At 38.3% G+C, this 23,590-nt stretch carries 21 protein-coding genes and 1 riboswitch; of the genes, 19 read left to right on the forward strand and 2 right to left on the reverse strand.

The window, feature by feature from the left end:
* Positions 1-49 precede the first annotated feature (49 nt).
* On the reverse strand, positions 50-934 hold the full coding sequence (locus CPRO_RS06210; protein ID WP_066049182.1) for a DegV family protein: 885 nt from the start codon (positions 932-934) through the stop codon (positions 50-52).
* Positions 935-1,079: 145 nt separating this feature from the next.
* On the opposite strand from CPRO_RS06210, the gene CPRO_RS06215 reads away from it, so the two are divergent.
* The 3 genes from CPRO_RS06215 (at position 1,080) to CPRO_RS14855 (ending at position 4,773) form a co-directional block, all read left to right on the forward strand.
* Positions 1,080-3,266, forward strand: coding sequence for a DNA topoisomerase III (locus CPRO_RS06215; RefSeq protein WP_066049185.1), 2,187 nt, complete (start codon positions 1,080-1,082; stop codon positions 3,264-3,266).
* Positions 3,267-3,272: 6 nt separating this feature from the next.
* Positions 3,273-4,553, forward strand: a complete 1,281-nt coding sequence (locus CPRO_RS06220; RefSeq protein ID WP_066049188.1) for a methionine gamma-lyase family protein — start codon at positions 3,273-3,275, stop codon at positions 4,551-4,553.
* Positions 4,554-4,620: 67 nt separating this feature from the next.
* Complete coding sequence (locus CPRO_RS14855; RefSeq protein WP_082754252.1) at positions 4,621-4,773, forward strand: hypothetical protein; 153 nt, start codon at positions 4,621-4,623, stop codon at positions 4,771-4,773.
* Positions 4,774-4,899: 126 nt separating this feature from the next.
* Here CPRO_RS14855 and CPRO_RS06225 read toward each other — a convergent pair whose 3' ends face one another.
* A complete protein-coding gene (locus CPRO_RS06225) occupies positions 4,900-6,435 on the reverse strand; it encodes a putative polysaccharide biosynthesis protein (protein ID WP_066049191.1) in 1,536 nt (511 codons plus the stop codon).
* 179 nt (positions 6,436-6,614) lie between these two features.
* A riboswitch (glycine riboswitch) is annotated at positions 6,615-6,719 on the forward strand.
* Between the two features lie 160 nt (positions 6,720-6,879).
* On the opposite strand from CPRO_RS06225, the gene CPRO_RS06230 reads away from it, so the two are divergent.
* The 16 genes from CPRO_RS06230 to CPRO_RS06305 all read left to right on the forward strand — a co-directional run bounded on the left by CPRO_RS06230 (position 6,880) and on the right by CPRO_RS06305 (position 23,546).
* Positions 6,880-8,208, forward strand: a complete 1,329-nt coding sequence (locus CPRO_RS06230; RefSeq protein ID WP_066049194.1) for an APC family permease — start codon at positions 6,880-6,882, stop codon at positions 8,206-8,208.
* Positions 8,209-9,062: 854 nt separating this feature from the next.
* Complete coding sequence (locus CPRO_RS06235; RefSeq protein WP_066049196.1) at positions 9,063-9,527, forward strand: Na+/H+ antiporter subunit E; 465 nt, start codon at positions 9,063-9,065, stop codon at positions 9,525-9,527.
* Positions 9,524-9,844, forward strand: coding sequence for an MrpF/PhaF family protein (locus tag CPRO_RS06240; RefSeq protein WP_066049200.1), 321 nt, complete (start codon positions 9,524-9,526; stop codon positions 9,842-9,844). The genes CPRO_RS06235 and CPRO_RS06240 overlap by 4 nt, the downstream gene beginning before the upstream one ends.
* Complete coding sequence (mnhG, locus tag CPRO_RS06245; RefSeq protein ID WP_066049203.1) at positions 9,841-10,146, forward strand: monovalent cation/H(+) antiporter subunit G; 306 nt, start codon at positions 9,841-9,843, stop codon at positions 10,144-10,146. Before CPRO_RS06240 ends, mnhG begins: the two co-directional genes overlap by 4 nt.
* Positions 10,143-10,397, forward strand: coding sequence for a hydrogenase subunit MbhD domain-containing protein (locus tag CPRO_RS06250; RefSeq protein ID WP_066049207.1), 255 nt, complete (start codon positions 10,143-10,145; stop codon positions 10,395-10,397). Before mnhG ends, CPRO_RS06250 begins: the two co-directional genes overlap by 4 nt.
* Position 10,398: 1 nt before the next feature.
* A complete protein-coding gene (mbhE, locus tag CPRO_RS06255) occupies positions 10,399-11,304 on the forward strand; it encodes a hydrogen gas-evolving membrane-bound hydrogenase subunit E (RefSeq protein ID WP_066049212.1) in 906 nt (301 codons plus the stop codon).
* Between the two features lie 2 nt (positions 11,305-11,306).
* Positions 11,307-11,681, forward strand: coding sequence for a sodium:proton antiporter (locus CPRO_RS06260; protein ID WP_066049213.1), 375 nt, complete (start codon positions 11,307-11,309; stop codon positions 11,679-11,681).
* The gene (locus tag CPRO_RS06265) at positions 11,681-13,186 is read left to right on the forward strand and encodes a complex I subunit 5 family protein (protein WP_066049215.1); all 1,506 of its coding nucleotides are present in this window, start codon (positions 11,681-11,683) and stop codon (positions 13,184-13,186) included. Before CPRO_RS06260 ends, CPRO_RS06265 begins: the two co-directional genes overlap by 1 nt.
* Before the next feature lie 31 nt (positions 13,187-13,217).
* The gene (locus CPRO_RS06270) at positions 13,218-14,684 is read left to right on the forward strand and encodes a complex I subunit 5 family protein (RefSeq protein ID WP_066049218.1); all 1,467 of its coding nucleotides are present in this window, start codon (positions 13,218-13,220) and stop codon (positions 14,682-14,684) included.
* A 16-nt stretch (positions 14,685-14,700) separates the two neighbouring features.
* Positions 14,701-16,179 (forward strand): complex I subunit 5 family protein, encoded by a 1,479-nt coding sequence (locus tag CPRO_RS06275; RefSeq protein WP_066049221.1) that lies wholly within the window; start codon positions 14,701-14,703, stop codon positions 16,177-16,179.
* An 18-nt stretch (positions 16,180-16,197) separates the two neighbouring features.
* On the forward strand, positions 16,198-18,156 hold the full coding sequence (locus tag CPRO_RS06280) for a complex I subunit 5 family protein (protein WP_066049224.1): 1,959 nt from the start codon (positions 16,198-16,200) through the stop codon (positions 18,154-18,156).
* A 152-nt stretch (positions 18,157-18,308) separates the two neighbouring features.
* The gene (locus CPRO_RS06285; RefSeq protein ID WP_082754253.1) at positions 18,309-19,388 is read left to right on the forward strand and encodes an FAD:protein FMN transferase; all 1,080 of its coding nucleotides are present in this window, start codon (positions 18,309-18,311) and stop codon (positions 19,386-19,388) included.
* An 11-nt stretch (positions 19,389-19,399) separates the two neighbouring features.
* Positions 19,400-19,696 (forward strand): hypothetical protein, encoded by a 297-nt coding sequence (locus CPRO_RS06290; protein WP_066049227.1) that lies wholly within the window; start codon positions 19,400-19,402, stop codon positions 19,694-19,696.
* A 206-nt stretch (positions 19,697-19,902) separates the two neighbouring features.
* Entirely contained in the window at positions 19,903-20,511 is a 609-nt protein-coding gene (locus tag CPRO_RS06295) for a TetR/AcrR family transcriptional regulator (RefSeq protein ID WP_066049230.1), read from the forward strand.
* Positions 20,508-21,623 carry a hypothetical protein gene (locus CPRO_RS06300; protein ID WP_066049233.1) on the forward strand — a complete coding sequence of 372 codons (1,116 nt, stop codon included), beginning with the start codon at positions 20,508-20,510 and terminating at the stop codon, positions 21,621-21,623. Before CPRO_RS06295 ends, CPRO_RS06300 begins: the two co-directional genes overlap by 4 nt.
* Before the next feature lie 465 nt (positions 21,624-22,088).
* Entirely contained in the window at positions 22,089-23,546 is a 1,458-nt protein-coding gene (locus CPRO_RS06305) for a sensor domain-containing diguanylate cyclase (protein ID WP_066049235.1), read from the forward strand.
* Positions 23,547-23,590: the final 44 nt, after the last annotated feature.

Consider the following 23,590-nt stretch of genomic DNA (forward strand, 5'->3'; position numbering starts at 1 on the left):
AAGGCTGGTATCCATTGAAAAGATACCAGCCTTACTTTTATTATATTAATTAAATGAGTTCATGTTTTTTGATGTAACAAATTCCAATCGCAGTGGGGCCTGCATGGGTTCCAATGGTAATGCCCACTTGTGCCAATGGGGGAACAGCTAATTCAAAGCCTTCAGCCGATAATTCTTCTGCCAGCTCTTCTGTGGCTTCTTTACGTTCTTTTTCTGCATAAATCAAAAGTACACGATATTCGTCTTTTTTATTGCCAATTTCCTCACGGGTCATTTCCATAATGGTGCGAAGCGCCTTTTTATGACCTCTCACCTTACTTTCCGGGAATAGTTCACCATGCTGTGCAACAATAATTGGTTTGATGTTTAAAATGGTTCCAGCTAAAGCTGCGGCTTTGCCGATGCGCCCACCTTTTTGCAGGTGTTCCAAAGAATCCACGGTAAAGTTGATTTTGGTAGTGACTTTTAAAGCATCAATTTTTTCTAGTTGCTGATCTAAAGTATATCCTTCATCCCGCATTCGGATTACTTCCCAAACCAGTAAGCCTTGAATGCCTGTCACATTTCTGGAATCCAAAACCTCAATGCGAGCTTCAGGATAAGTTTCGGATAAAATGTTTTTTGCATTCATTGCACTCTGGTAAGAGCCGCTAAAATTAGAAGTTAAGCATAAACATAGAATATCTTTACCTTCTTTTAGATATGGTTCAAAAACATCAATATAGTCATGAATGGTTGGTTGAGATGTTTTTGGAAATATGCCATGTTCATTAATTTTGTCGTAGAAAGCATCTGGTGTTAATTCATAAATTTCTTTATAATATGTTTCCCCATCAAAGGAAACAAAAAAGGGTACTACCCCCAGATTGGCTTGCTTTATATATTCCGGCCCAATATCACAAGAGCTGTCGGAAATAACTTGATATGGTCTCATAGAGTACCTCCATGTATATGTAAATCTTTGGTTAAGTTATCTTATTCTAAAGCATATTTAATTCTATGTCAATAAACGAAAAGGAGTATTTGCCTTTCTCGGGGAAGGGTGGTATACTTTGGAAAGGAAAAAAGGGGGTGGATAAATGGGCAGAATATTAGTGGTAGCGGAGAAGCCATCGGTGGCTCGGGATATCGCTAAAACACTGGGCGCAGGGCAAAAAGGCGACGGTTGTTTACTGGGTGAAAAGTATGTGGTTTCGTGGGCAATAGGTCATCTGGTTACGCTGGCAGAGCCAGAGGAATATGGCGAAAATTTTAAGAAATGGAGCTTTGCTTCCTTGCCCATTATTCCCGATGAAATGGAACTAAAGGCGATTAAAAATACCCGTTCTCAATTGAAGGTATTGCATAAGTGGATGAATGACAAAGAGATTACGTCAATCATTTGCGCAACAGATAGCGGACGAGAGGGCGAGTTAATCTTCCGATATATATACGAAATCACAAAGTGCAATAAGCCATTTCAACGCCTTTGGATATCAAGTATGACAGAACAGGCAATCAAAGAGGGTTTTGCCAACTTAAAGGACGGCACAGCCTATGATTTATTATATCATTCTGCCAAGTGCCGTTCGGAAGCGGACTGGCTGGTTGGCATGAATGCCACAAGGGCATATACATTGCGTTATCATGTTCTTTTAAGCATTGGTCGAGTGCAAACGCCTACTTTGGCATTAATCGTGGACAAGCAAAAAGAAATCAATGCCTTTGTTTCTAAGGACTATTATGAAATACAGACGGTTTTTGACGGGTTTCATGGCTTTTGGATTGATGAAGAGGAACAAACCAAAATTGAAAATGAAGCTGTAGCGAAAGAAATATCTGATAAGATAAATGCACAAGATTCGCTTGTGACTAAAGTGGAAAAGGAAGAGAAAAGGATACCAGCCCCTCTGTTGTATGATTTAACGGAGCTTCAGCGAGAATGCAATAGAAAGTTCGGATATTCTGCAAAGAAGACATTAGATATTGCCCAAAGTCTTTATGAAAAAAGAAAAATGATTACCTATCCCAGAACAGATAGCCGTTATTTGAGCGATGACATGAAGGGAAAGGTTCAAAATACCATGAAACGACTTGGCGAGAGCCAGCCCTTTGAAGAATTTGCCACCCCGTTGATCAATGGAGCAAAACTGTTGTTTACCAAGAGGATTATTGACAATTCTAAAGTTACGGATCACCATGCCATTATACCAACGGATGTGCGACCTCGGTTAGATAGCTTAGCGGAAGAGGAAAAAAATGTGTTTCTTTTGGTAGCCGCCAGATTTATCAGTGCATTTTATCCTCATTATCGCTATGAGGTGACTAAGGTATATTTTACTTGTCAGGATGAACGTCTTTTATCCAAAGGAACAGTAGTTTTGGAAGAGGGCTGGCAAGGCGTGGAACGAAAGCTTGTTCCGATGAAAGGGAAAAAAGAAAAGGGAAACGAGGAACAAAAGCTTCCTCCTTTGACAGAGGGAGAGCTTCATAAAATTAAGGAAGCCAAGGTGTTGAAGAAGAAAACAACCCCTCCCAAAGCATATACAGAAAGCAGTTTGCTTTCCGCAATGGAAAATGCAGGCCGCTTCGTGGAAGATGAAACTTTGAAAGAACAAATGAAGGACAGTGGCTTAGGAACTCCCGCAACTAGAGCAGCAATTATTGAGCGATTGCTCTCCGTTGGCTACATCACAAGAAAAGGAAAAAATCTGATACCTACGGAAAAGGGTATGCAATTAATTCAAGTTGTACCTGAGGAATTACGTTCTCCCCAAACAACAGGGAAATGGGAAAAGGGTCTTTCCTCCATTGCCAAGGGAAACATGGAGGAAGAACGGTTTATGGCAAGCATTAAGCGGTATGTATCCTTCCTTGTGGAAGATGCAATAAAAAGGAAAACAGATATTGTTTTTCCGGAAGAAGCAAAAATGGGGGCAAAAAAGGGTGGAAAGTCTCTTGGGAAATGTCCAATTTGTAAGGATGGTGACGTGCTGGAGAACAGTAAAGCATATTTTTGCGGGAAGTGGAAAACTGGCTGCAAATTCACCGTTTGGAAGGACAGCCTTACCCCCTATGGAATCGAGCTAAATAGCAAAACAATTCAGAAGTTATTAAAAGAAGAGAAAATTCCCGATGTTTCGGTTACCTTACCTCAAACTGGTGAAAAAGGGAAGTCAACTATGATTTTTTCAGCGGATGGTAAGGGTCAAATTGAATTGATGGATTTTACAAGGGATGAAATGATAGAGGGAAAGGAATCTTCCCAAGCAAATGAAGGAGAGTAGAAATAAATGAGCAGTATGTATCAAGTATTAGGAATTGCCCCAGAGGTAGAAGCATTTTGTGAACAGATATTGGAAGACTTAAAGGAACGTTTTCAGAGTATTGATTCTATAGCGGAGTACAATCAGTGCAAGGTCATTGCGGCAATGCAAAAGGAACGGGTGGATGCCTCCTGTTTTGCAGGAAGCACAGGTTATGGTTATAATGACGCAGGCAGGGATACTTTGGAGCGAGTGTATGCCGCATGTTTTCAAACGGAGACGGCTTTGGTACGTCCTCAAATCACTTGCGGAACCCATGCGCTGGCAGTTGCTCTTTCGGCGAATTTATTGCCTGGGGACGAGCTTCTTTCTCCGGCAGGAAAGCCTTATGATACTTTGGAGGAGGTCATAGGTATTCGTGAATCACCCTGTTCTTTGAAGGAATATGGTGTGAGCTATCGTCAGGTTGATTTGTTAGAGGGTGGATCCTTTGATTATGAAAATATTCGTAAGGCAATCAATGAAAAAACCAAGCTGATTACCATTCAACGTTCCAAGGGATATCAGATGCGCCCAACCTTTTCGGTTGAAAAAATCGGTGAGCTTATAGCCTTTGTAAAGGAAATAAAACCAGATGTAATTTGTATGGTTGACAATTGCTATGGTGAGTTTGTTGAAAAAATAGAACCCTCCAATGTTGGTGCAGATATGATTGTCGGCTCTTTGATTAAAAATCCAGGAGGTGGATTGGCACCTGTAGGTGGCTATATCTGTGGAACACAAGCTTGTATTGACCGCTGTGCTTATCGTTTGAGTGCACCGGGATTGGGTCAAGAAGTTGGTGCCAGCTTAGATTTGATGCGTTCTTTGTATCAAGGGTTTTTCCTCTCCCCTAATGTGGTGGCAGGAGCACTAAAAGGAGCCATATTCGCCGCAAATGTTTATGAAAAGCTTGGATTCCGTGTAATCCCAAACAGTTTGGAATCTCGCCACGACATCATTCAGGCGGTGGAGTTGGGTACTGCAGAGGGCGTTATTGCTTTTTGCGAGGGCATACAGGCGGCGGCACCTGTGGATAGCTATGTTAAGCCTGTGCCTTATGCAATGCCAGGTTATAATTGTGATGTTATTATGGCCGCTGGGGCGTTTGTACAGGGTTCTTCTATAGAACTGAGCGCCGATGGCCCTATTCGACCACCGTATTCTGTCTATTTTCAAGGTGGGTTAACTTGGTTTCATGCAAAATTCGGTATTATGATGTCATTGCAAAAGTTGTATGAAAAAAATCTGGTGGAAATCAAAATGTAGCTATCAGTATTGAAGGGTAAATGATTAGTCTATTGATGAAAAAATATTAGCTAGAAAGAAGGTTAATATGGAAGAAACGAGAGATTGGACGACTGATGTTTTAGATTTCATTCAACACATTGAAAGTGACGTTTTTACCCTTCAGGAAGTATATAAATTTGAAGGAAAGCTGTCAAATTTGTATCCCAACAACAAAAATATCAAAGCAAAGATTCGTTAGATACTTCAAGTTCTGAGAGATAGTGGAACTCTAGAGTTTATTGATAATTAGGGAAATTATAAAAAGATAAATAAAAATCGGGGCGCCAGAAGTCGGTGCTCCGATTTTGTATTTTAATCATCATAATTAAGTTTTTTTCTTCTGCTTTCCAAAAAAAGCCGTCATATTTTCTTTCGAAAAACAGCCCAGCATCATCAAGAAGAAGAGATATAGCAATCCCATTGCCGTTAAGGATAGGAAAAAAAGAAGCTTTGATGGCGTGGAGATACGGATGATATAACGAATCAGCAATCCTGATGCTGCCCCTGCCAATAGGGGTTTTAGGAAACAGTCAGCAAGGTCCGGAAAAACACCTGTGCGTATGTAAAGCTTTCGTAGGCAAGAACCTACGGAATAGGCCATTCCTGCCGCCCAAGAGATTAAAAAAGCTGGAATACCATATAGGGGCATAAAAAACCAAATTCCCATAATGGTAATTACCGAACTAATCAAGTTGTTTTGAAATAAAAACATCTGCTCTCCCATGCCATTTAAAAGCCCATGCATTGTCGTTTGGGCATACAAAAACGGACAAAGGAACGCCAGCGGAAATAATAATTCCCCTAAGCCTTGCCGATTATAGACAATATAGCAAATCTCCCTGGGAAAAACAGCAAAAAGGGAGGCCGCACCAATGCCAACAATAAAGGTAAAAAGAAAGGTAACGGAAACGGTACGGCTAATTCTTTGGTTTTGTTTGACTGCGCAAGCCTCTGAAATTTCCGGTACTAAGGATACAGAGGCCGCCATTAGACAGGCAGAAGGCAGTAGAATCAGTGGTAGAGCCATACCTGTTAATTCACCATAGGAAATGAGGGCTTCCTTTGCATTTTGACCATAAAGCTGCAACTGCCGAGGAATTAATATATTTTCTGCAGTTGAAAGCAAAGAGGCTGCAATTTTTGTTGCAGAAAGGGGCAAAGCCATGGCCAAAATCATATTGCAGGCGGCGTATGAAGAAAGCGTTGGTCTTTTAATCATCTTTTTCCGTCTTTTAAAGCGCAAGTAGCTTACAAAAACAAAGGCAAAGGAAAGAAATTCGCCCAAAACAATACCGGCTACGGCAGCACAACATGCATAGGTTAAACCCATAGGAACAAAAATACCTGCAAGAAGATAAATAGTTAAAATACGCACTGCCTGCTCTAAGACTTGAGAAAAGGCAGGTACCATTGCGTTTTGGAGACCAAGAAAAAAGCCCCTAAGGCACGAGCCAGTGGCCATAAAGGGTATTGCAAAGGACAGCAAACGTAAGGATAGGGCGGCGCGACCGTCTTTTAATACAAACAAAGCGATATTGTCTGCAAACAGAAATAGGCAACCGGAAACGATTATGCTAACCATTAAGGAAAGCATAATGGATTGTTTTACGATGCGTCCGATGTTACCCGATTGCCCAAGTACATTTTCTTGCGCTGACAGACGGGAAATCGTTGTTGTGAATCCGGCAGAAGTAATACTCCACGTTAATATATAAATTGGCATAATTAACTGATACAAGCCAATACCTTCTGCCCCGATTGTATTTGACATAAATACACGGTAAAAGAAACCCATCAATTTTGTAATTAAGTTGGCCGCTGTTAAAATCAACGTCCCTGTTATAATTGTTTTTCTGCTCATTCCATCACCTTATGTACGGGTATTGTTACATAATATGAAGAATTTCGGCAAAACAGAAATACTTTTTCGTATTTCGCTATTTATAAGAAATTTTAATATGAGTTAAAAAAAATACAGCATAACTATTGACATTTTCCAATGAAAAATGTATACTCATTTTACAAATTACATAAAGCCAGTTGATACGCAAGGGAGATCTTATAAGTAGAAGTAAGAACCGATGGAGCAATTCAAAAGAGCCGCTTTTGAAGAAACTTTCAGGTGCAAGGGACCTTGTGTGGATGGAACTCTGGAAAGAGCCTTTTTGAGGCCGCCGTCGAAGTAATGCTTTCAGGTGAAGATACAGAGGACATATAGGCATAATACTGCTTGTATGTCCTTTTTTCTTGCGAAAAACTGGCAAATTTGCACTTATTCTGATTATTATCTATTGGAGGGTAAACTATGGAAAAAAAACAAGAGCTGAAAAAGAATCTTGGAATGTCCACGGCGATGGCTACAGTTGTAGGCTGCGTAATTGGTTCAGGCGTTTTCTTTAAGCCTCAGGCAATTTATACAGCAACAGGAGGTGCGCCAGGTTTGGGTATGCTGGCGTGGATTATTACCGGTTTGGTTTGTATCGCTGCAGCGATGACTTTCGCAGAGGTAGCAATTATGATTCCCAAAACCGGGGGTATGGTTGTTTATTTGGAAGAAGCCTTTGGCAAGAAAGTTGGCTTTTTAGCCGGGTGGATGCAGAGCATTTTGTTTTATCCTGCAATGATTGCAGCTCTTGCCGTAATTTTTGCGGAGCAGGCAACTCTTTTTGTAGGCGATGGTTTTAAATTGCCTATGGCAATTGGCGCTATTATTTTTCTTATTTTTTTGAATAGTTTGGGTTCAGCTGTTGGCGGTGGAGCGCAGATTATATTTACAATTTGTAAATTAATTCCTTTGATTTTACTTATGGTATTTGGTTTTATTCGTGGTTCGGGAGCGAATCCCATCTTTACACCCATGGTAAGCGAAGGACTTAACCCAGCAGTTATTTTAGGTCAGTTGATGATTGCGATTTTATTTGCCTTTGAAGGCTGGACCAATGTTGGCGCTATCGCAGGGGAAATGAAAAATCCCGGCAAAGATTTGCCAGTTGCAATCGTTGGTGGTGTTTCAGGAATCATGGCAGTATACTTTACAATTAACTTGGCATACCTTTGGGTTTTGCCTGCAAATGAATTGATGAATTTATCTGCACCTGCATCTGCGGTTGCTATTGCAATTTTTGGTGATATAGGCGGTAAAATTATTTCCGTAGGTATTATGATTTCCGTTTTGGGTGCGGCAAACGGCTTTATCCTTTCCGGCTCTCGTGTAACTTATTCTTTGGCTGAGGTGGGCACACTGCCTTTTAGCAGCAGCCTTGGAAAAATCAACAAAGCACAGGTTCCTACAAACTCCATTATATTGGTAGGTGGCATTGGTTGTCTTTTTGCAATCAGCGGACAGTTTAATAGATTAACAGATTTAGCGGTATTTTCTTGCTGGATTTTTTATACACTAACTTTCTTTGCGGTAATTCGCTTAAGAAAAACCCAACCTGATGCAGTCAGAACCTATAAGGTGCCTCTGTATCCTGTGATTCCTGCAATTGCCATTATCAGTGGCATTTATGTAGTATTAAATCAGTTGCTTATGTCTGGTTCAACAACTAGACTATTGGCAATTGGCAGCATCATTCTTACTTTAATCGGGTTGCCAATTTACAACATGACAACAAGAAAGAAAGCAAATTAATCGTATTATATTGCTTTCCATTTTTCCCAATGAGACATATGGTCCCCACCCATATGTCTTTTTTTTATGTAAAAGACAGAATATGATTGTCTAATATTGAAGAATTTTTATTTTTAACAGCAGATTGTTATGAAAAAAGAAGAGTAAATCTGCATAAACGTGATGCAAAAAATGATAGAAATGATGGTTATAAGAATATTTGCATATATATTTTTTAAAATTTCTATAGGTAGCAAAATGCACAAAATTATTATTTTGAAAAAATTTAATGTAAACTTATAAGAAAAAATCCGCAAACAATGGTGTAACAGAAGCTTATAAAATACATATTTACTAACTTCTTGTCAGATAAGATAAGATTTAAATGAACTGTTTTTTTTGTTGATTTTAAAGGGAAAATTTCATTTATAAAAAGAATTTTTCTATAGAATCACCTATGAAATTATTAATAATAGACAAAAATAAAAGCGGATTAATTTAGCTTATGTGTAAATATGATAGCATAAGTGTTGGAAGTTAGAATAATGTTCAATTATTGTTGTTACATATTATGCAGTGCTTGACAACTACTCTTAGTTAGACCATAATATAGTAGTTGAATGTAGTTTAGGTAAATTATTTTAATTTGTTGTAAGTAGGGTGTTAAGATTTCGTAAAATTTTGTAAAGGAGTTTGTATCCTTTTTTAGATTCTTATGTCTCTTTATGGAGAAAATTGCAGAACTATTGCTTTGGAGGAAAGATTGATGAATTGCAAAGCACAGTCACTGGGGGAATTTATGTATAAAAAATACACAGAAAATCTAACACGATTTACTTTAAGACAGTTTATTGACAGGGGGAAAGGATGAGAATATGTTTTTACTGCTTCTTTTGTTGTGGATAATTTTTAATGGAAAAGTGACTCTTGAAATTTTATTGTTTGGCATTATTATTTGCGCATGGCTGTACTGGTTTATGTGTAAGCATTTGGGTTATCGAGCAGATCATGAAATTAAAATTCTAAAAAATTTTCATCTTTATATAAAGTATTTTATAATACTAACACTAGAAATCATAAAAGCCAATTTAGCTGTTATTCGTCTCGTCTTATCTTCTAAAAAAGAATTTGAACCATCCCTTGTAAAATTTAAAACAGATTTAAAGTCAGACTTAGGAAAAGTAATTCTTGCAAACTCAATAACCTTAACACCTGGAACATTTACCATTCAATTGGAGGATGATGAATATTTAATTCATGCACTGGATAAATCTTTTGGCAAGGATTTGGGTGAGTCTATTTTTGCGAAACAAATAAGGGAGTTGGAGGCGAAGCAATGAGCGAAATTATGAAAACAGTGCTGGAAATTGCTTTGGGCGTTTTAGCACTTGGAATATGTGTCATTTTTGTTAGAGCAATCATAGGACCAAGATTTACAGATCGAATTGTTGCAATTAATATGATTGGTACTATGACCACAGCAACGATTTGCATTCTTTCAGTTTATTTAAAAGAGATTTGTTTAATTGATGTTTCATTGGTTTATACATTATTAAGCTTTCTTGCAGTCGTAATTATTTGTCATGTTGTGTCACTGCATCACAAAGGCAGAGAACTGTTTTTAAAAAGGGTGGAAACGGAGGCTGAAGAAAAATGAGAGAAATATTGGCTACGTTTTTTATCATTGCAGGACTTATTGTGTTTTTATTTTCTGTGATTGGAGTTTTTCGTTTTAAATATGTTTTAAACAGAATACATGCGGCTGCATTAGGGGATACCTTAGGATTGGTTTTAATTGTAATAGGTGTGATGATTTTGACCCTTGATTTTTTTGCTATTGCAAAGCTATTCTTAATCATCTTATTTTTTTGGCTTTCCAGTCCTATTGCAACCCATAGCATTGCCAAGGTTGAAGTTTTAACAAATAAGAACTACGAGGAAAGGGTGCATGAAAAATGAGTACGGTAATCCAGATTATATTGCTGGCGTTTTTAGTTGCCTGCGCTTTGGGTGTTTCTCTTACAAAAAATCTGTTCATAGCAGTTATTATTTTTATGGGTTATAGCTCTATTATGGCAGTTATTTGGTTATTTTTGGAGTCTCCCGATCTAGCCATTACGGAGGCTGCGGTGGGCGCAGGTGTAGACAGTGTTTTATTCTTCCTCACACTGAAAAAAGTTCATATTTTGAAAGGTACGCGTGAGGGTTGATATGAAGGACAAAAAATCATTTTGGAAGCATTTAAAGGCATGGGTGGATGGTGAGGAAGTCATCTTGAATGCGGATAAATATATTGCTACCAGAACGCCTAAAGAGAGTTTGAATTGGCGCAAGTTTTTTTCTGTACAAAATGTAAAAGAAAACAAGCGAAATTATGCAATATTAAGCGTTGGTATTTCCGCTCTTTTTATAGGAATTATGCTTTCGGTTGTGAATGCTTTGCCGGAATTTGGAAGTCCATACAATCCCTCAAATAACGAAGTAATGGTGCGCTATCTGGAAAAGGGAATTGAAGAAACAGGGGCTGTGAATTTTGTTGCCGGTATGATTTTAGATTACCGTGCATTCGATACCTTCGGTGAAGCAAATGTATTGTTTTTGGCAGTAATGAGTGTTGTTCTCTTACTAAAGAAAGATAAAAAGAATTATTCCGCCAAAGAAGAACAGGAAAATAAAGAGGATGATTTTTTTGATACCAATGAAAAACGTCCTATTTTGCAGATAGGTGCAAAAATGCTGGCGCCGATGGTTATCCTTTATGGAATTTATGTGGTTCTAAATGGACACCTTTCACCCGGTGGCGGCTTTTCCGGTGGCTCCATTATAGGCGCAGGCTTGATTCTTTATGCCTCTGCTTATGGACAGAAGAAGATGCAAACATTTTTCACATTCCGTACATTTACAAAAATATGCGCAGCGGGTTTGCTGACATACTTTGCCTGCAAAAGTTATTCCTTCTTTACAGGGGCTAACCATGTGGGATATGAAATTCCCAAGGGAATACCCGGAAATATTTTAAGTGCAGGTTTTATTTTGCCTTTGAATATTTGTGTTGGATTAATTGTTGCATGTACCATGTATGGTTTTTATGCATTGTTTACTAAAGGAGATATCTAACTATGAATCATCTGGGAACAAATTTTTACGAGGCAGTTTCGGTCATTCTATTTGGAATCGGCTTTATGAATCTGCTGTTGCAAAATAACTTGATCAAGAAATTCATTGGCTTAAATATCATGGATACGGCGGTATATTTGTTTCTAGCGGCTCAAGGATATATTTTTGGCAGAGTAGCGCCGATTTTAACCGATGGAGTTGTAGATGCTACCTACTATGTGAATCCTATTCCCGCAGGATTGGTTTTAACAGGTATTGTTGTTTCTGTTAGTATTACTGCCTTTTCTCTGGCTTTGGTTCAGCGACTTTATAAACATTATGGTTCGTTGAATATGGACGAAATTATGAAATTATCCAGAGAGGAGGAAGGGGAATAATGGAGCATTTAAATTGGATACATAATATACCCTTTTTCAGTATTTTTTTGGCCATGCTCAGCGGTATTGTAACAGCCTTAGTAAAAAAAGGGAAGACTGCTTATAAAATTCATTTAGGAATGGTTCTTGTGGTTTGTATTATGTCTGGACTCTTGCTGGTAAGTGTATCGGTGAAGAATGAGATGTTTACATTCATGATGGGACACTTTCCCGCACCATGGGGCAATGAATTACGGGCAGGCCCACTGGAGGCTTTGATGGCAACTACCTTTAGTGTTGTAATGCTATTGACGGTAAGTGGAGGTTCTCAATTTATTTTTAAGGATGTAGTGGAAGAAAAACAACCTTTGTATTTTATCATGTTAAATGCGTTGTTTGGAGCCATGCTTGCTTTGGTTTATACAAATGATATTTTTACGGCATATGTGTTTATTGAGATTAATACAATCGCTTCCTGTGCGTTGATTATGGCGAAGGGTACACCCCAGTCTATGGTTGGTACAACCCACTACTTGGTAATCAGTCTTTTGGGTTCAGGCTTGTTCCTTTTGGGTGTTTGTATATTGTATAGCATTACAGGTCATCTTTTGTTTCCTCAAATGCAGGAAGCGATTTTAGAATTGATTAAGACAGAGGCATACAGGATGCCCCTTTTGGTTGTAACTGGCTTTATGTTTATTGGTGTTGCAATAAAAAGTGCACTTTTTCCTTTCCACTCCATGCTACCGGGAGCATATCAAGCAGCAATTCCAACTTCCAGTGGTATTTTGTCAGGTTTGGTGCTGAAAAGCTATATAATTTTGGGAATTAAGTTAATTTATTGCGTGTTCTCTGCCCAAGTAATGCATACATTAAAAATTACTGAGGTATTGTTTGCTTTTGGCTTGGCGGGAATGGTAATGGGCTCTGTTTATGCTATGAGAGAACGTAAAATGAAGCGTATGCTGGCATATTCCTCTGTAGCGCAAATTGGATATATTTATATGGGCATTGGAATGGCTTCCCCTGTTGGCATGACGGCGGCTTGCTTCCATATTCTTGCCCATGCGGTGACAAAAACCCTATTGTTTATCTGCTGTGGCAGCTTCGTCGAGGATAGCGATGGCAAAGAAAAGATATATCATATGAGAGGGGTGGCACTACGTAATCCTCTGGCAGGTATCGGGTATACCATTGGGGCATTGTCTATGATTGGTATTCCTCTTTTGGCAGGTTTCATTTCAAAGATATATTTTGCCACTGCGTCTGTATACTCTTCGGGCAAAATGGCTGCGGTTTTAATTGTCTTAGGTGTTAGTATGGTATTAAATGCTTTATATTTCCTGCCATCTGTTATTGCAATCTGGACTCCAGTAAAAGGAGAGGAGAAGAAACCTGCTGTTACCAATTCACCTGCTTTTGCTACTTCTATTGTTGGGTTTATCATATTAAATTTAATATTAGGCATTTGCTATCGCCCAATAACCCACATTATTCAAATAAGCATTGAATTGTTAGCACAGTAATTGCAAAACGGTGAGAGGATGAGGTGATAAAATGTCTGGAGATACGATGCTGTTGCTTCCGGTAATTCTGCCGTTTATCGCAGGAATAATAATCGGTTTTATAAATAATGAAAAGCAACGAAATAGGACGGTTTTTGTAACAATTGCTGTAGAACTGGCTTTGGTTCTTTATGTGGCAATGGGAGAAAGTTCCCTAACAGTATGGAACATGACAGATAGGCTTTCTATTGCCTATCATATAGATGGAATTGCCAGATATTTTGCGGTTCTAATTTGTGTAATATGGCTTTTGGCCGCGGTTTTTTCCATGGAGTATATGAAACATGAGAATAAGCCTGCACGTTTTTTTATGTTTTATGTAATGTCTTTAAGTGCACTGGTTAGCCTATGTTTTTCAGCCAATATGATGACAATGTATTTTTCATATGAGCTTATGACCCTGTTAACGTTCCCTCTGGTGATTCATTCCCAAGAGCCACAATCAGTAAGAGCAGGCATGAAATATTTGGGATATTCTATTTTTGGTGCAGGCCTTGGTCTTTTGGGATTCTTCTTCCTGAATACCTATTGCATCACCACAGAATTTGCTCCTGGTGGAACGCTAAACATGGTCCTTATTGCAGGGAATGAAAATCTTTTACTTTCTGTATTCTTTCTAATGGCAGTTGGTTTTGGCTGCAAGGCAGGTATGTTTCCCCTACATGCATGGTTGCCTACCGCCCATCCGGTTGCACCGTCACCGGCATCAGCAGTACTTTCGGGTATTATTACAAAAGGCGGTATAATCTGTATTATTCGTGTAACGTTTTATCTGTTTGGTGCGGATTTTATCAGAGGTTCATGGGCACAAACGGCGGTGCTGGTTTTATCCTTAATCACGATTTTTATGGGTTCTATGCTGGCCTATAAAGAAAAGATTTTGAAAAAAAGATTGGCATATTCCACGGTGAGTCAGGTTTCATACGTAATTTTCGGCTTAATGTTGCTTACCCCAGTTGGGTTTACAGGAGCATTACTGCAGGTTGCATTTCATGCAGTGGCGAAAAACATACTGTTCCTTTGCGCCGGCGCAATCATCTACAAAAAAGGGTGTACCCTCGTGGAAGAACTGCGGGGAATTGGAAAAGAAATGCCCATTGTGATGGGGTGCTTTACCATTGCCTCCTTGTCTCTTGTAGGTATTCCACCTATGGGTGGTTTTGTGAGCAAATGGTTTTTGGCTCAAGGTGCATTAGGTTCTTCGGTAGGCACCCTTGCAATTGTTGGTGTGGCAATCCTAATGGTTAGTGCGCTGTTAACAGCCGGATATTTGTTTTCCATAGTGATGGATGGTTTTTTCCCGGGAAATACATTTAACTATTCTGCCGTTCAAAAAAGAGAACCGAATTATTTGATGACAATTCCTTTGTTAATTTTATCAATAGCAGTTGTTTTTTTTGGTATTTTTCCAAACTGTTTAGAAATTTTCATTAACAATATAAGCGGCGTAATTTTTTAGGAAAGGGTGGGACGTTATGGATAAATTTGCAACGATCTTACCGGTGATCTTTCCGATCATAGCAGGTGTTGCGCTGCTGCCGGTAAAGTTTAGTAACAGAAAGCAAAGGGAAATTTGGGTTTTCTCAATCACAATTTTAAATACAATTTTTGCCCTCTATGCAATTTATTTTGCGGATGCGGGTGTAGTGACTTTAATACGTTTTAGTGAGAAGCTGTCTTTGACAATGCACATTGATGGTCTGTCAAAGGTTTTTGCCACTATGGTTTCTATTTTATGGGTGATTACTACGGTTTACGCTTTTGAGTATATGACCCATGAAGGCAGAGAGGACAAATTTTTTGCCTTTTTCACAATGACCTATGGTGTAGTTTTGGGCGTTGCTTTTTCAGGCAATTTCCTTACCATGTATCTTTTTTATGAGTTTTTAACATTGGCGACCCTTCCGTTGGTTATGCACGCTATGGATAATAAAGCTAGGCACGCAGGGAAAACATACATTTTTTATATGATGTTCGGTGCAGCGCTGGCATTTATCGGTTTTGTATTTTTATACTGCTACGGTGATGGACTGGAATTTACTTATGGCGGTGTGTTGATTCCCGAAATGATTAGAGGGAACGAACAAACTTTGCAAATTGTATTTTTAGCTGCATTTTTTGGTTTTGGTGTTAAGGCTTCTGTTTTACCTTTTTATCGTTGGCTGCCAAAGGCCTCTGTTGCACCAACACCGGTTACTGCATTGCTCCATGCGGTTGCTGTTGTGAAATCCGGCATTTTTGCAATTGTCCGTTTGATTTATTTTAGCTTTGGCACAGATTATCTTATCGGTAGCTGGGCTCAAAATGTTATTTTGATTGCCACGGCGATTACCATTGTATTCGGTTCCACCCTAGCCTTGAGAATGCCTCATATTAAAAGGCGCTTTGCCTATTCTACGATTTCAAATCTTTCGTATATTGTATTTGGTGCGGCTTTGATGACGCCAGCAGGGCTTACAGCAGGGCTTTTGCATATGATTTATCATGCTGTAATTAAAATAACGCTGTTCTTTACTGCTGGTGCTATTTTATACAAGACCCATAGAGAGTATTTATATGAAATTGAAGGCTTTGGCAGGCTTATGCCTATCACCTTCTTAAGCATGGCACTAACAGGGATTAGTTTGGTGGGTATACCGCCTTTTGCAGGCTTCCATAGCAAGTGGGCCTTGGCTACAGCGGCAGTACAATCGGAAAACCCTATGGCTTATTTTGGCATTGTGGCGCTGATTATTTCTGCGGTTTTAACGGCACTGTATATCCTTTATGTACTTGTGCGTGCGTATTTCCCAAGAAAACGAGAGTATCCCGCGGGATATTATGACCATGTTTCTGATCCCAATGCATATATGACGGTTCCCCTCATTATGCTGACAATTATTACAGTTTTAATCGGATTGTTTCCCTCGAACCTTCTTTCTGTATTAGAGAAGGTTGCGACAGGAATTATTTAAGAAAGGAGGAAAACGGATATGCATCAGAATATACTTTTGCCTTTATTGGTTTTCTTCCCGATGGTGGAGGCTGTTTTGGGATATGCAATTGGTAGAAAACATAAGGAAACAAGAAATAATTGGGCTTGTTTTGCTACCTTTTTGGTGATGGGTGGTACATTGCTGTTAATTGGGAAGCATGCCAGCTATTCTTTGCCTGAATTTTGCGGGTTGGGCCTAAACTTTGAAGGGGATGGATTGCGGGTGATTTTAGCAGTGCTGACCTCATCCATCTGGTTTATTACCACGGTATTTTCCAAGGAATACCTTGCTCACTATCATAACAGAAACAGATACTATTTCTTTATGCTGATGACCCTTGGTGCAACATTGGGCATTTTCCTTTCCGCAGATTTATATACTACTTTTATTTTCTTTGAAATGATGTCCTTTACTTCCTTTGTACTGGTGATTCATCAAGAAAGTGATGCAGTAATCAGGGCGGCACAAAGCTATTTAGGAATTGCCATTATCGGCGGTTTGGTGACGCTAATGGGTCTGTTTATGATGTATCATATGGCAGGGACATTAAATATTGAGGCCTTAGCAGAATTTATGGCAACACAAGAGGATAAGAGCAAATTTTATATTGTTGGTGGTCTGATTTTATTTGGATTCGCCGCAAAAGCAGGCCTTTTTCCATTGCACACATGGTTGCCTGAGGCGTATCCTGCGGCACCTACACCTGCCACCACTTTGTTATCTTGTATCTTGTCAAAAGCTGGTATTTTCGGCATTTTGGTTTTGAGCTGCAAAATATTCCTTTATGATGCAGGCTGGGGCAACTTTGTTTTGCTCCTTGGCGTGATTACTATGGTTACAGGGGCTATTTTGGCTGTTTTCTCTGTCAATTTGAAAAGAACATTGGCTTGTTCTTCCATGTCTCAAATTGGGTTTGTAACAATAGCCATTGGTATGCAAGGTCTACTGGGCTCTCATAATGCTTTGGCTGCAGGAGGAACCATTCTTCATATTGTGAATCACTCTTTATTGAAGTTGGTATTATTCCTATCTGCTGGCGTAATTTACATGAATTTGCAAAAGCTTAACCTCAATGAAATCAGAGGCTGGGGAAAAGATAAACCTCTTTTGAAGTTTATCTTTCTTATGGGTGTGTTAGGTATCACGGGTATTCCTTTTTGGAATGGGTATATCAGCAAAACCTTAATTCATGAAAGCATTGTGGAATATATTGAGCTGTTGCATGAAGCAGGACAGTCTACGATTTATATGCAATCCGTTGAATGGATTTTCCTATTTTCAGGTGGGTTGACGTTGGCATATATGACAAAAATCTTTGTGGCTATCTTTGTGGAAACAAATCCTTATGCCAACAGTTGTTATCCTTCTAGGAAAGGGGATTATTTAAGCAAAGTATCCGGAATTATTTTGACCCTATGCGCAGTGGCTTTACCCATTGTGGGTATTTTCCCTTATTTAACAGCAGATAAAATTGCTGATGCCAGTTATCATTTTATGGGTGCCCATGCGCCAGAACACGTAGTGCAATATTTTGCTTGGGTGAATGTTAAGGGTGCTGTAGTTTCAGTTGGGATTGGGGCTTTGGTCTATCTTCTCTTTATTCGAAAAGTACTTATGGAGAGGGATCATAATGGAAATTTAGTTTATATTGACCGCTGGCCAAAGGGACTTAACTTGGAAAATAGAATTTATCGCCCTGTTTTGTTAAAAATCCTTCCCTTCATTGGTGCCTTTTTTGCCCGTATTGCAGGTTCTTTGACGGATGGCGTGATTTCCATCTTGCGTATGGCAATTTTTAATGATGACAGTGGTAGAGTTGTTCCCCCCGAGGATCGTTATTTCTCTGCTTATACTGATGAGGAGACGGATAAAATTGTGTATGGTGAGGGCTTTGCAAAAAGTTTACTCATGATTGGCGTTGGCCTTGCTGTGGCAATGCTTTATATATTATTTTAAAATGTTCAATCTTTTGCTGAAAAAGCAAAGGAACTTTCAAATGAATAAAAAGGTTGTATCAAAATATGATACGACCTTTCTTTATTTGACATGGGGAATGAAATTGGTTAGAATGTAGAAAGAAACAAGTAGTGGGCAAGGAGAACTGATAAATGAAAAGAAAAATAGCAATGGCAATCCTACTGTGCTTTACATTTAGTTTTGCTACTGGGTGTGCAGAAAAGCGAGATGAAGCCCAGAACATGCTAAACAAACATGCAGAGGCAAACCTGCATGAAATGACAACATTTTCCATGGACACTGTGATGCAATTTACCATATACCATGAAAATGGTGAAGAAATTTTAACAGATGCGGAGCAGGAAATACGCAGGCTGGAAAGATTATTTTCTGTAACTTTGGAAGACAGTGAGATTTCCAAATTGAATGCACAGTCAGGTTTAGATTCAGTTAAGCTTTCTGCGGATACAGAAGAGGTATTGAAGCATGGAAAGGAAATTGGAGAGCTGACGAATCAAGCATTCGATATTGCCATATCACCGGTGGTAAAAGCATGGGGCTTTACCACTGATGGTGAGAAGCATGTTCCGGCGCAGGAAACCTTGGAAAACCTTCTGCCATTAACAAATATTGATGATTTAGTGATTGATGAAAATACATCAACCGCTCAATTACTAAAAAAAGGTATGGCGGTTGATTTAGGTGGAATTGCAAAGGGATATGCCTCTGATAAAGTTGCGGCATTATTGAAAGAAAAAGGTGTAACCAGTGGTTTATTTTCTTTGGGTGGCAATATTGGTGCTATCGGAACGAAGCCAAACGGCGAAAATTGGAAGGTAGCCATCGAAAATCCTTTAAATGCCAATGATTATGTAGGATTACTCGCCATTCAGGATTGTTTCGTCATAACTTCTGGTGGCTATCAACGCTATTTTGAGGAAAAAGGAAAACGTTATCATCACATAATTGATTCTAATACTGGGTATCCTGCTGATAGAGGTCTTTTATCTGTTACCATTATTAGCAAGGATGGTACGAAAGCTGATGGGTTATCAACCGCGTTGTTTGTTATGGGCTTAGATAAAGCTGTGCAGCTATGGCGAAGCAGTAACGACTTTGAAGCGGTTTTTGTAACAGAGGATGGGCGCGTGATTGCCACAGAGGGTGCGGCGAACATTTTTACTTTTGAAGGTAGAGATAATGACTTTAAGTTTGAAACAGTGGAAAGATGAGGAGGGGTACAATGAGAAGAATTAAAGAATTTTTGGAAAGCTTTATTGTAGAATTTGATTGGAAAGATATCACTATTTTTAAGCTTTGCCTCACTGCCTTTGGGATAATGATTGGAATTTCTTTACCCAGAAAAAATAAAAAAGCGATATTAGCAGCGAGTGGGGCAGTGTTTATTGTATCAACAATCCTTTTGTTTTGTGGATTATTTGACGTTTCATGCCCATTTTGCCAAAAGGAAGAAGAATTTGATTTTGATGACGATGATGAAAACGGATTAGTCATGAAAATAAGTGCGGCAGACGAGTAAAATGATAAAGGCTGTAAGGACTTAGATTGCTTAGTTCTTACAGCCTTTTTATCAGCAGTCGGCATCTTGCAACGGAGATTTCAATAAGAAAAAGAAAAATGAAAGCCGATTATTCATCGGCTTTTTTATGTTTTAGCGCTTGACAATAACTGAAAGACAATATATATTTAAAAAGTAAACTAATAGTATACTTTTGCGGAGGTTGTATGGAACGAAATAAGAAAAAAGAATACATTCAAGATGCAATTATCGATGGGATTTTTTCTTTACTTTTAGAAAAAAACTGGGCAAGCTTGTCTAGCAATGAAATATGTGAGGAAGCCGGCGTCAGTAAAAGAACTTTATACGCCTATTTTCATAGTCAAGATGAGATGTATTTAGAATTGGTAAAAAGAAGTTTTGAACGAATGAATGTTGCCATGGGTGATGCCATGACACAAAAGGTTTGCGCTTTTGACAAAATCATTTACTTAGGTGAGGCATACATAAAGTTTATGCTGGAAAATCCAAGAGAGGGCGCATTAATCCTTGGATTTGATGAAAAAAGGTATGAGAATCAGTATGAGAAACAAGTAAATGAAATTCATTTGATTGCAAATCAATATGAATTGATGCATTTATTTCGAGAATTGAATTTGAATACCACGGTATTTGACGGAAATCTGGCAGTTTTTTTATGGGCACATATTCAAGGTATTGCTCAGTTACTCCACAGCAAAGGGAAATGGATGGAGGAATATTATGGTGTTTCCATTGAGAATATTATTGAAGGGCAAATGAAGCTAACAAGACAGATGCTTGGAGGATTAAAATGAGTAGGAGAAAAAGAATGATAATTATTGTATTTTTATCAGCAATTGCAATTGTAATTTTTGGTATGGCTTCTTGGGATGGAGCCTTTTTGAAAACGAAATACAATATCGGAGAAGATAAGTATGACATTGAAAAAAATATAATGTCAGAAGAGGAATTTCAACTGATTCGTGGGGGGATTGCATCTTCCAGCAGCCATAATATGCAGCCATGGAAGATAAAAATTCAGGATGAAAATACATTTTCATTATATGCGGATATGGATAAAACCTTGCCTATCATTGATCCTGAAAACCAACAGCTTCTTATGAGTTTGGGTACTTTTATAGGTTCGGTTAAGGAAACGGCAAAGAAGAAAGGATTGGATATGGATGTGCAGTATGCACCCATTTATACAAGTGAAAAGCTAAATCTGATTGCAACATTTCAAATTTTAGGGCAAGCAGAAAGTAAGGTTGATGGGATTACATCGGCTACCCAAGGGATGAAAAAAGTAACTCCTAAGCTAGAGGAAGAAGTAATTTTAGATTTTATGGAAACTCCTTTAAAAGGGTATCAAAAGCTTTGGATAATGGAGGAGCAAAAATTACTTCTTCAGGAATACTTGTTAAAAGGTACGATGATTGAAGGGGGAAATCAGAAAGCTACGGAAGAACTTTTGCAGATTTTTCGATTTACAAAGTGGGCAAAGAATCAATATAGATATGGTTTATCATTAAATACCATGTCCCCGGCGCTAAGGATGTTTGTGGAACCCCTAGTAGGAGCCAGTCAGGAATGGGAATGCTTTGGAAAAAATTCTGTCACTGCTTTTAAACAACGATTGAAGAATGAAAAGGCTTATATGATCATTTCCCTTGAGAACCCAACACATTCTGACTACATTAGGGTGGGTGAGGCACTTTCTTTCCTTGGACTTCATACAGAAGGGTACACAATAAAACCTGCTGTTCAGCTGATGGAACCATTAGAAGGGATGAATGAGGTCTACAGTGAAATGAAAGAAACTTTTGGTATTCAAGGAGAGGTTATGCTAATCCTTGGTTTTACAGAAAGAGGAACAGGCTATCATGATTCTGTACGCCACCAAGTTATGGATATCATTATACAATAATCCCTTCTTTTAAATGATGGAAGTCATAAGAAAAGGAACTAGAGCAGACAAAAGTCTGCTTTTTTCTATAAAGACAAGGCGAAGCTGTTTAAGCAACAATTCTGATATGTATCATTTTATTAATGGGGTAAAACATTTCATTTAGAAGACTATTTCTTTTTATATAAAAAATATATGTTCCAATTAAATTAGATTAAGGGAATTCTAAATAAAAAATATATTCTGGATTTTCCACAAATTTTATAGTAAAATAACTGAGGATCTACTGTGAAAAAATAAGTCATAACGTGTTCTAAAGAATGATAAGCATGGCCAACCATGAAATAGGATTATTTTTGTGCTTAAGAGCTTTGGATACATATATCCCCTTCAGAATGCCCCATATGTAGATTATGTTTGATTAAAAGTGAATGGTTGTAATATAGCTGCATCGGGTTTTAAAATATTGAAATTGGGGAGCCGAATGTGAAAAAACATATCTTGCTGATAAGTAACTTAATTATTATTTTCTCTTTAATAGCCGGTTTTATTGGAGTGGTATATAAACAGACAAAATCGTATCAAAATTTGGCTGAAGAATACCTGGCAAATATTCTTAGCATCGCAGAGGTTGATATTACAAAGCAAATTGAAAACGCCATGACAAAACCTGTGATGGTGTCAAAGACAATGGCAAACGATGAATTTTTGAAAAAATGGTTCGGCAATGAAAAGGAAAATCAAAATAGGGATGGTTATATGAATGAATTATACAGCTATCTCAATGCTTACAAGGAAAAATACGGCTATACAACGGTTTTCTGTGTATCAGAACAAACGGGAAATTATTATTTTCAAGATGGTTTAAATAAGAAACTTTCGGAAAATGATGAACATGATATTTGGTATTATAATTTTATCAAATCCGGAAATGAATACGATATTCAAATTGATATTAACGAAGCGGATGGCAACACCATTACTTCCTTTGTTAATTTTCGTATGGAAAGTGAAGACGGAGAACTTCTTGGTGTCATTGGAGTAGGCCTTGAAATCTCTGATATAGAGGGCATTGTTCGTTCCTATGAAGAAAATTACAATTTATCTGTATATGTTGTGAATGTGAGAGGCTCTGAAAACTCTTTTGGTAAAGATACGGATGTTTTTGTGAGCGAGGAGGAATTGGCAAGGCGAACAGGAATACAGAATAAAATATTAACTGATTTTTCCACTGAGCCATATATGAAATGGTTTACCTCCCCAAATGAAAGAAAATGTATTATAACGAAATATGATGAAAACCTGGGTTGGTATTTGATTTTGGAAAAAGATACAATTTCAATCAATCGTTCCTTTCAAAAAGGAATTATGGATAATATAATTTTTATGCTTATTTCCCTCGCTGCATGCATTATGGTGACAACAGCTGTTTTTTTGAATTTTAACCATCGTACCATTGAAATGGAAAACACAGATGAATTGACGGGGTTACCCAATAGCAAACTGTTTTATAGGCAGTATCGTTCCTTTGTGAGAAAGCATCATGAGCATAGAAAGATTATTTTTATGTTTGATATAGATAATTTCAAAGATATGAATGATACGCAGGGGCATTTATTTGGAAATGAAGTACTTGCTAAGGTGGGAGAATCACTGAAAAAGACAGTTGAGGGCCATGGAATTGCTGCCCGATGGGGCGGAGATGAATTCATTGGTGCACTTGATACTGGGCCCCAAGAGGCAGAGGGCATACTCAAAGGATTTATGGAGGATTTAAGGAATCTGGAGAAGGAGAAAGGGTATATAGTGACTGTCAGCGTAGGTATTGCAGAAATTCATAAACCATTCAGTGCGGAGCAACTGATACAAAAGGTGGATGAAGCCGTTTATATTTCCAAGCAAAACGGAAGGAATCAAATTACAATTTATAAACCTAATCATTAATCTCATCGTAAAATATAGTCTGAAAAAACAGACCTTCTATGATT

It is taken from the genome of Anaerotignum propionicum DSM 1682, from assembly GCF_001561955.1.
GTDB classification, from domain to species: domain Bacteria; phylum Bacillota; class Clostridia; order Lachnospirales; family Anaerotignaceae; genus Chakrabartyella; species Chakrabartyella propionicum.

Coding starts and splice junctions, on each gene's coding strand:
- CPRO_RS06210 (WP_066049182.1), bottom strand. CDS start 934: ATGAGACCATATCAAGTTATTTCCGACAGCTCTTGTGATATTGGGCCG.
- CPRO_RS06215 (WP_066049185.1), top strand. CDS start 1,080: ATGGGCAGAATATTAGTGGTAGCGGAGAAGCCATCGGTGGCTCGGGAT.
- CPRO_RS06220 (WP_066049188.1), top strand. CDS start 3,273: ATGAGCAGTATGTATCAAGTATTAGGAATTGCCCCAGAGGTAGAAGCA.
- CPRO_RS14855 (WP_082754252.1), top strand. CDS start 4,621: ATGGAAGAAACGAGAGATTGGACGACTGATGTTTTAGATTTCATTCAA.
- CPRO_RS06225 (WP_066049191.1), bottom strand. CDS start 6,435: ATGAGCAGAAAAACAATTATAACAGGGACGTTGATTTTAACAGCGGCC.
- CPRO_RS06230 (WP_066049194.1), top strand. CDS start 6,880: ATGGAAAAAAAACAAGAGCTGAAAAAGAATCTTGGAATGTCCACGGCG.
- CPRO_RS06235 (WP_066049196.1), top strand. CDS start 9,063: ATGTTTTTACTGCTTCTTTTGTTGTGGATAATTTTTAATGGAAAAGTG.
- CPRO_RS06240 (WP_066049200.1), top strand. CDS start 9,524: ATGAGCGAAATTATGAAAACAGTGCTGGAAATTGCTTTGGGCGTTTTA.
- mnhG (WP_066049203.1), top strand. CDS start 9,841: ATGAGAGAAATATTGGCTACGTTTTTTATCATTGCAGGACTTATTGTG.
- CPRO_RS06250 (WP_066049207.1), top strand. CDS start 10,143: ATGAGTACGGTAATCCAGATTATATTGCTGGCGTTTTTAGTTGCCTGC.
- mbhE (WP_066049212.1), top strand. CDS start 10,399: ATGAAGGACAAAAAATCATTTTGGAAGCATTTAAAGGCATGGGTGGAT.
- CPRO_RS06260 (WP_066049213.1), top strand. CDS start 11,307: ATGAATCATCTGGGAACAAATTTTTACGAGGCAGTTTCGGTCATTCTA.
- CPRO_RS06265 (WP_066049215.1), top strand. CDS start 11,681: ATGGAGCATTTAAATTGGATACATAATATACCCTTTTTCAGTATTTTT.
- CPRO_RS06270 (WP_066049218.1), top strand. CDS start 13,218: ATGTCTGGAGATACGATGCTGTTGCTTCCGGTAATTCTGCCGTTTATC.
- CPRO_RS06275 (WP_066049221.1), top strand. CDS start 14,701: ATGGATAAATTTGCAACGATCTTACCGGTGATCTTTCCGATCATAGCA.
- CPRO_RS06280 (WP_066049224.1), top strand. CDS start 16,198: ATGCATCAGAATATACTTTTGCCTTTATTGGTTTTCTTCCCGATGGTG.
- CPRO_RS06285 (WP_082754253.1), top strand. CDS start 18,309: ATGAAAAGAAAAATAGCAATGGCAATCCTACTGTGCTTTACATTTAGT.
- CPRO_RS06290 (WP_066049227.1), top strand. CDS start 19,400: ATGAGAAGAATTAAAGAATTTTTGGAAAGCTTTATTGTAGAATTTGAT.
- CPRO_RS06295 (WP_066049230.1), top strand. CDS start 19,903: ATGGAACGAAATAAGAAAAAAGAATACATTCAAGATGCAATTATCGAT.
- CPRO_RS06300 (WP_066049233.1), top strand. CDS start 20,508: ATGAGTAGGAGAAAAAGAATGATAATTATTGTATTTTTATCAGCAATT.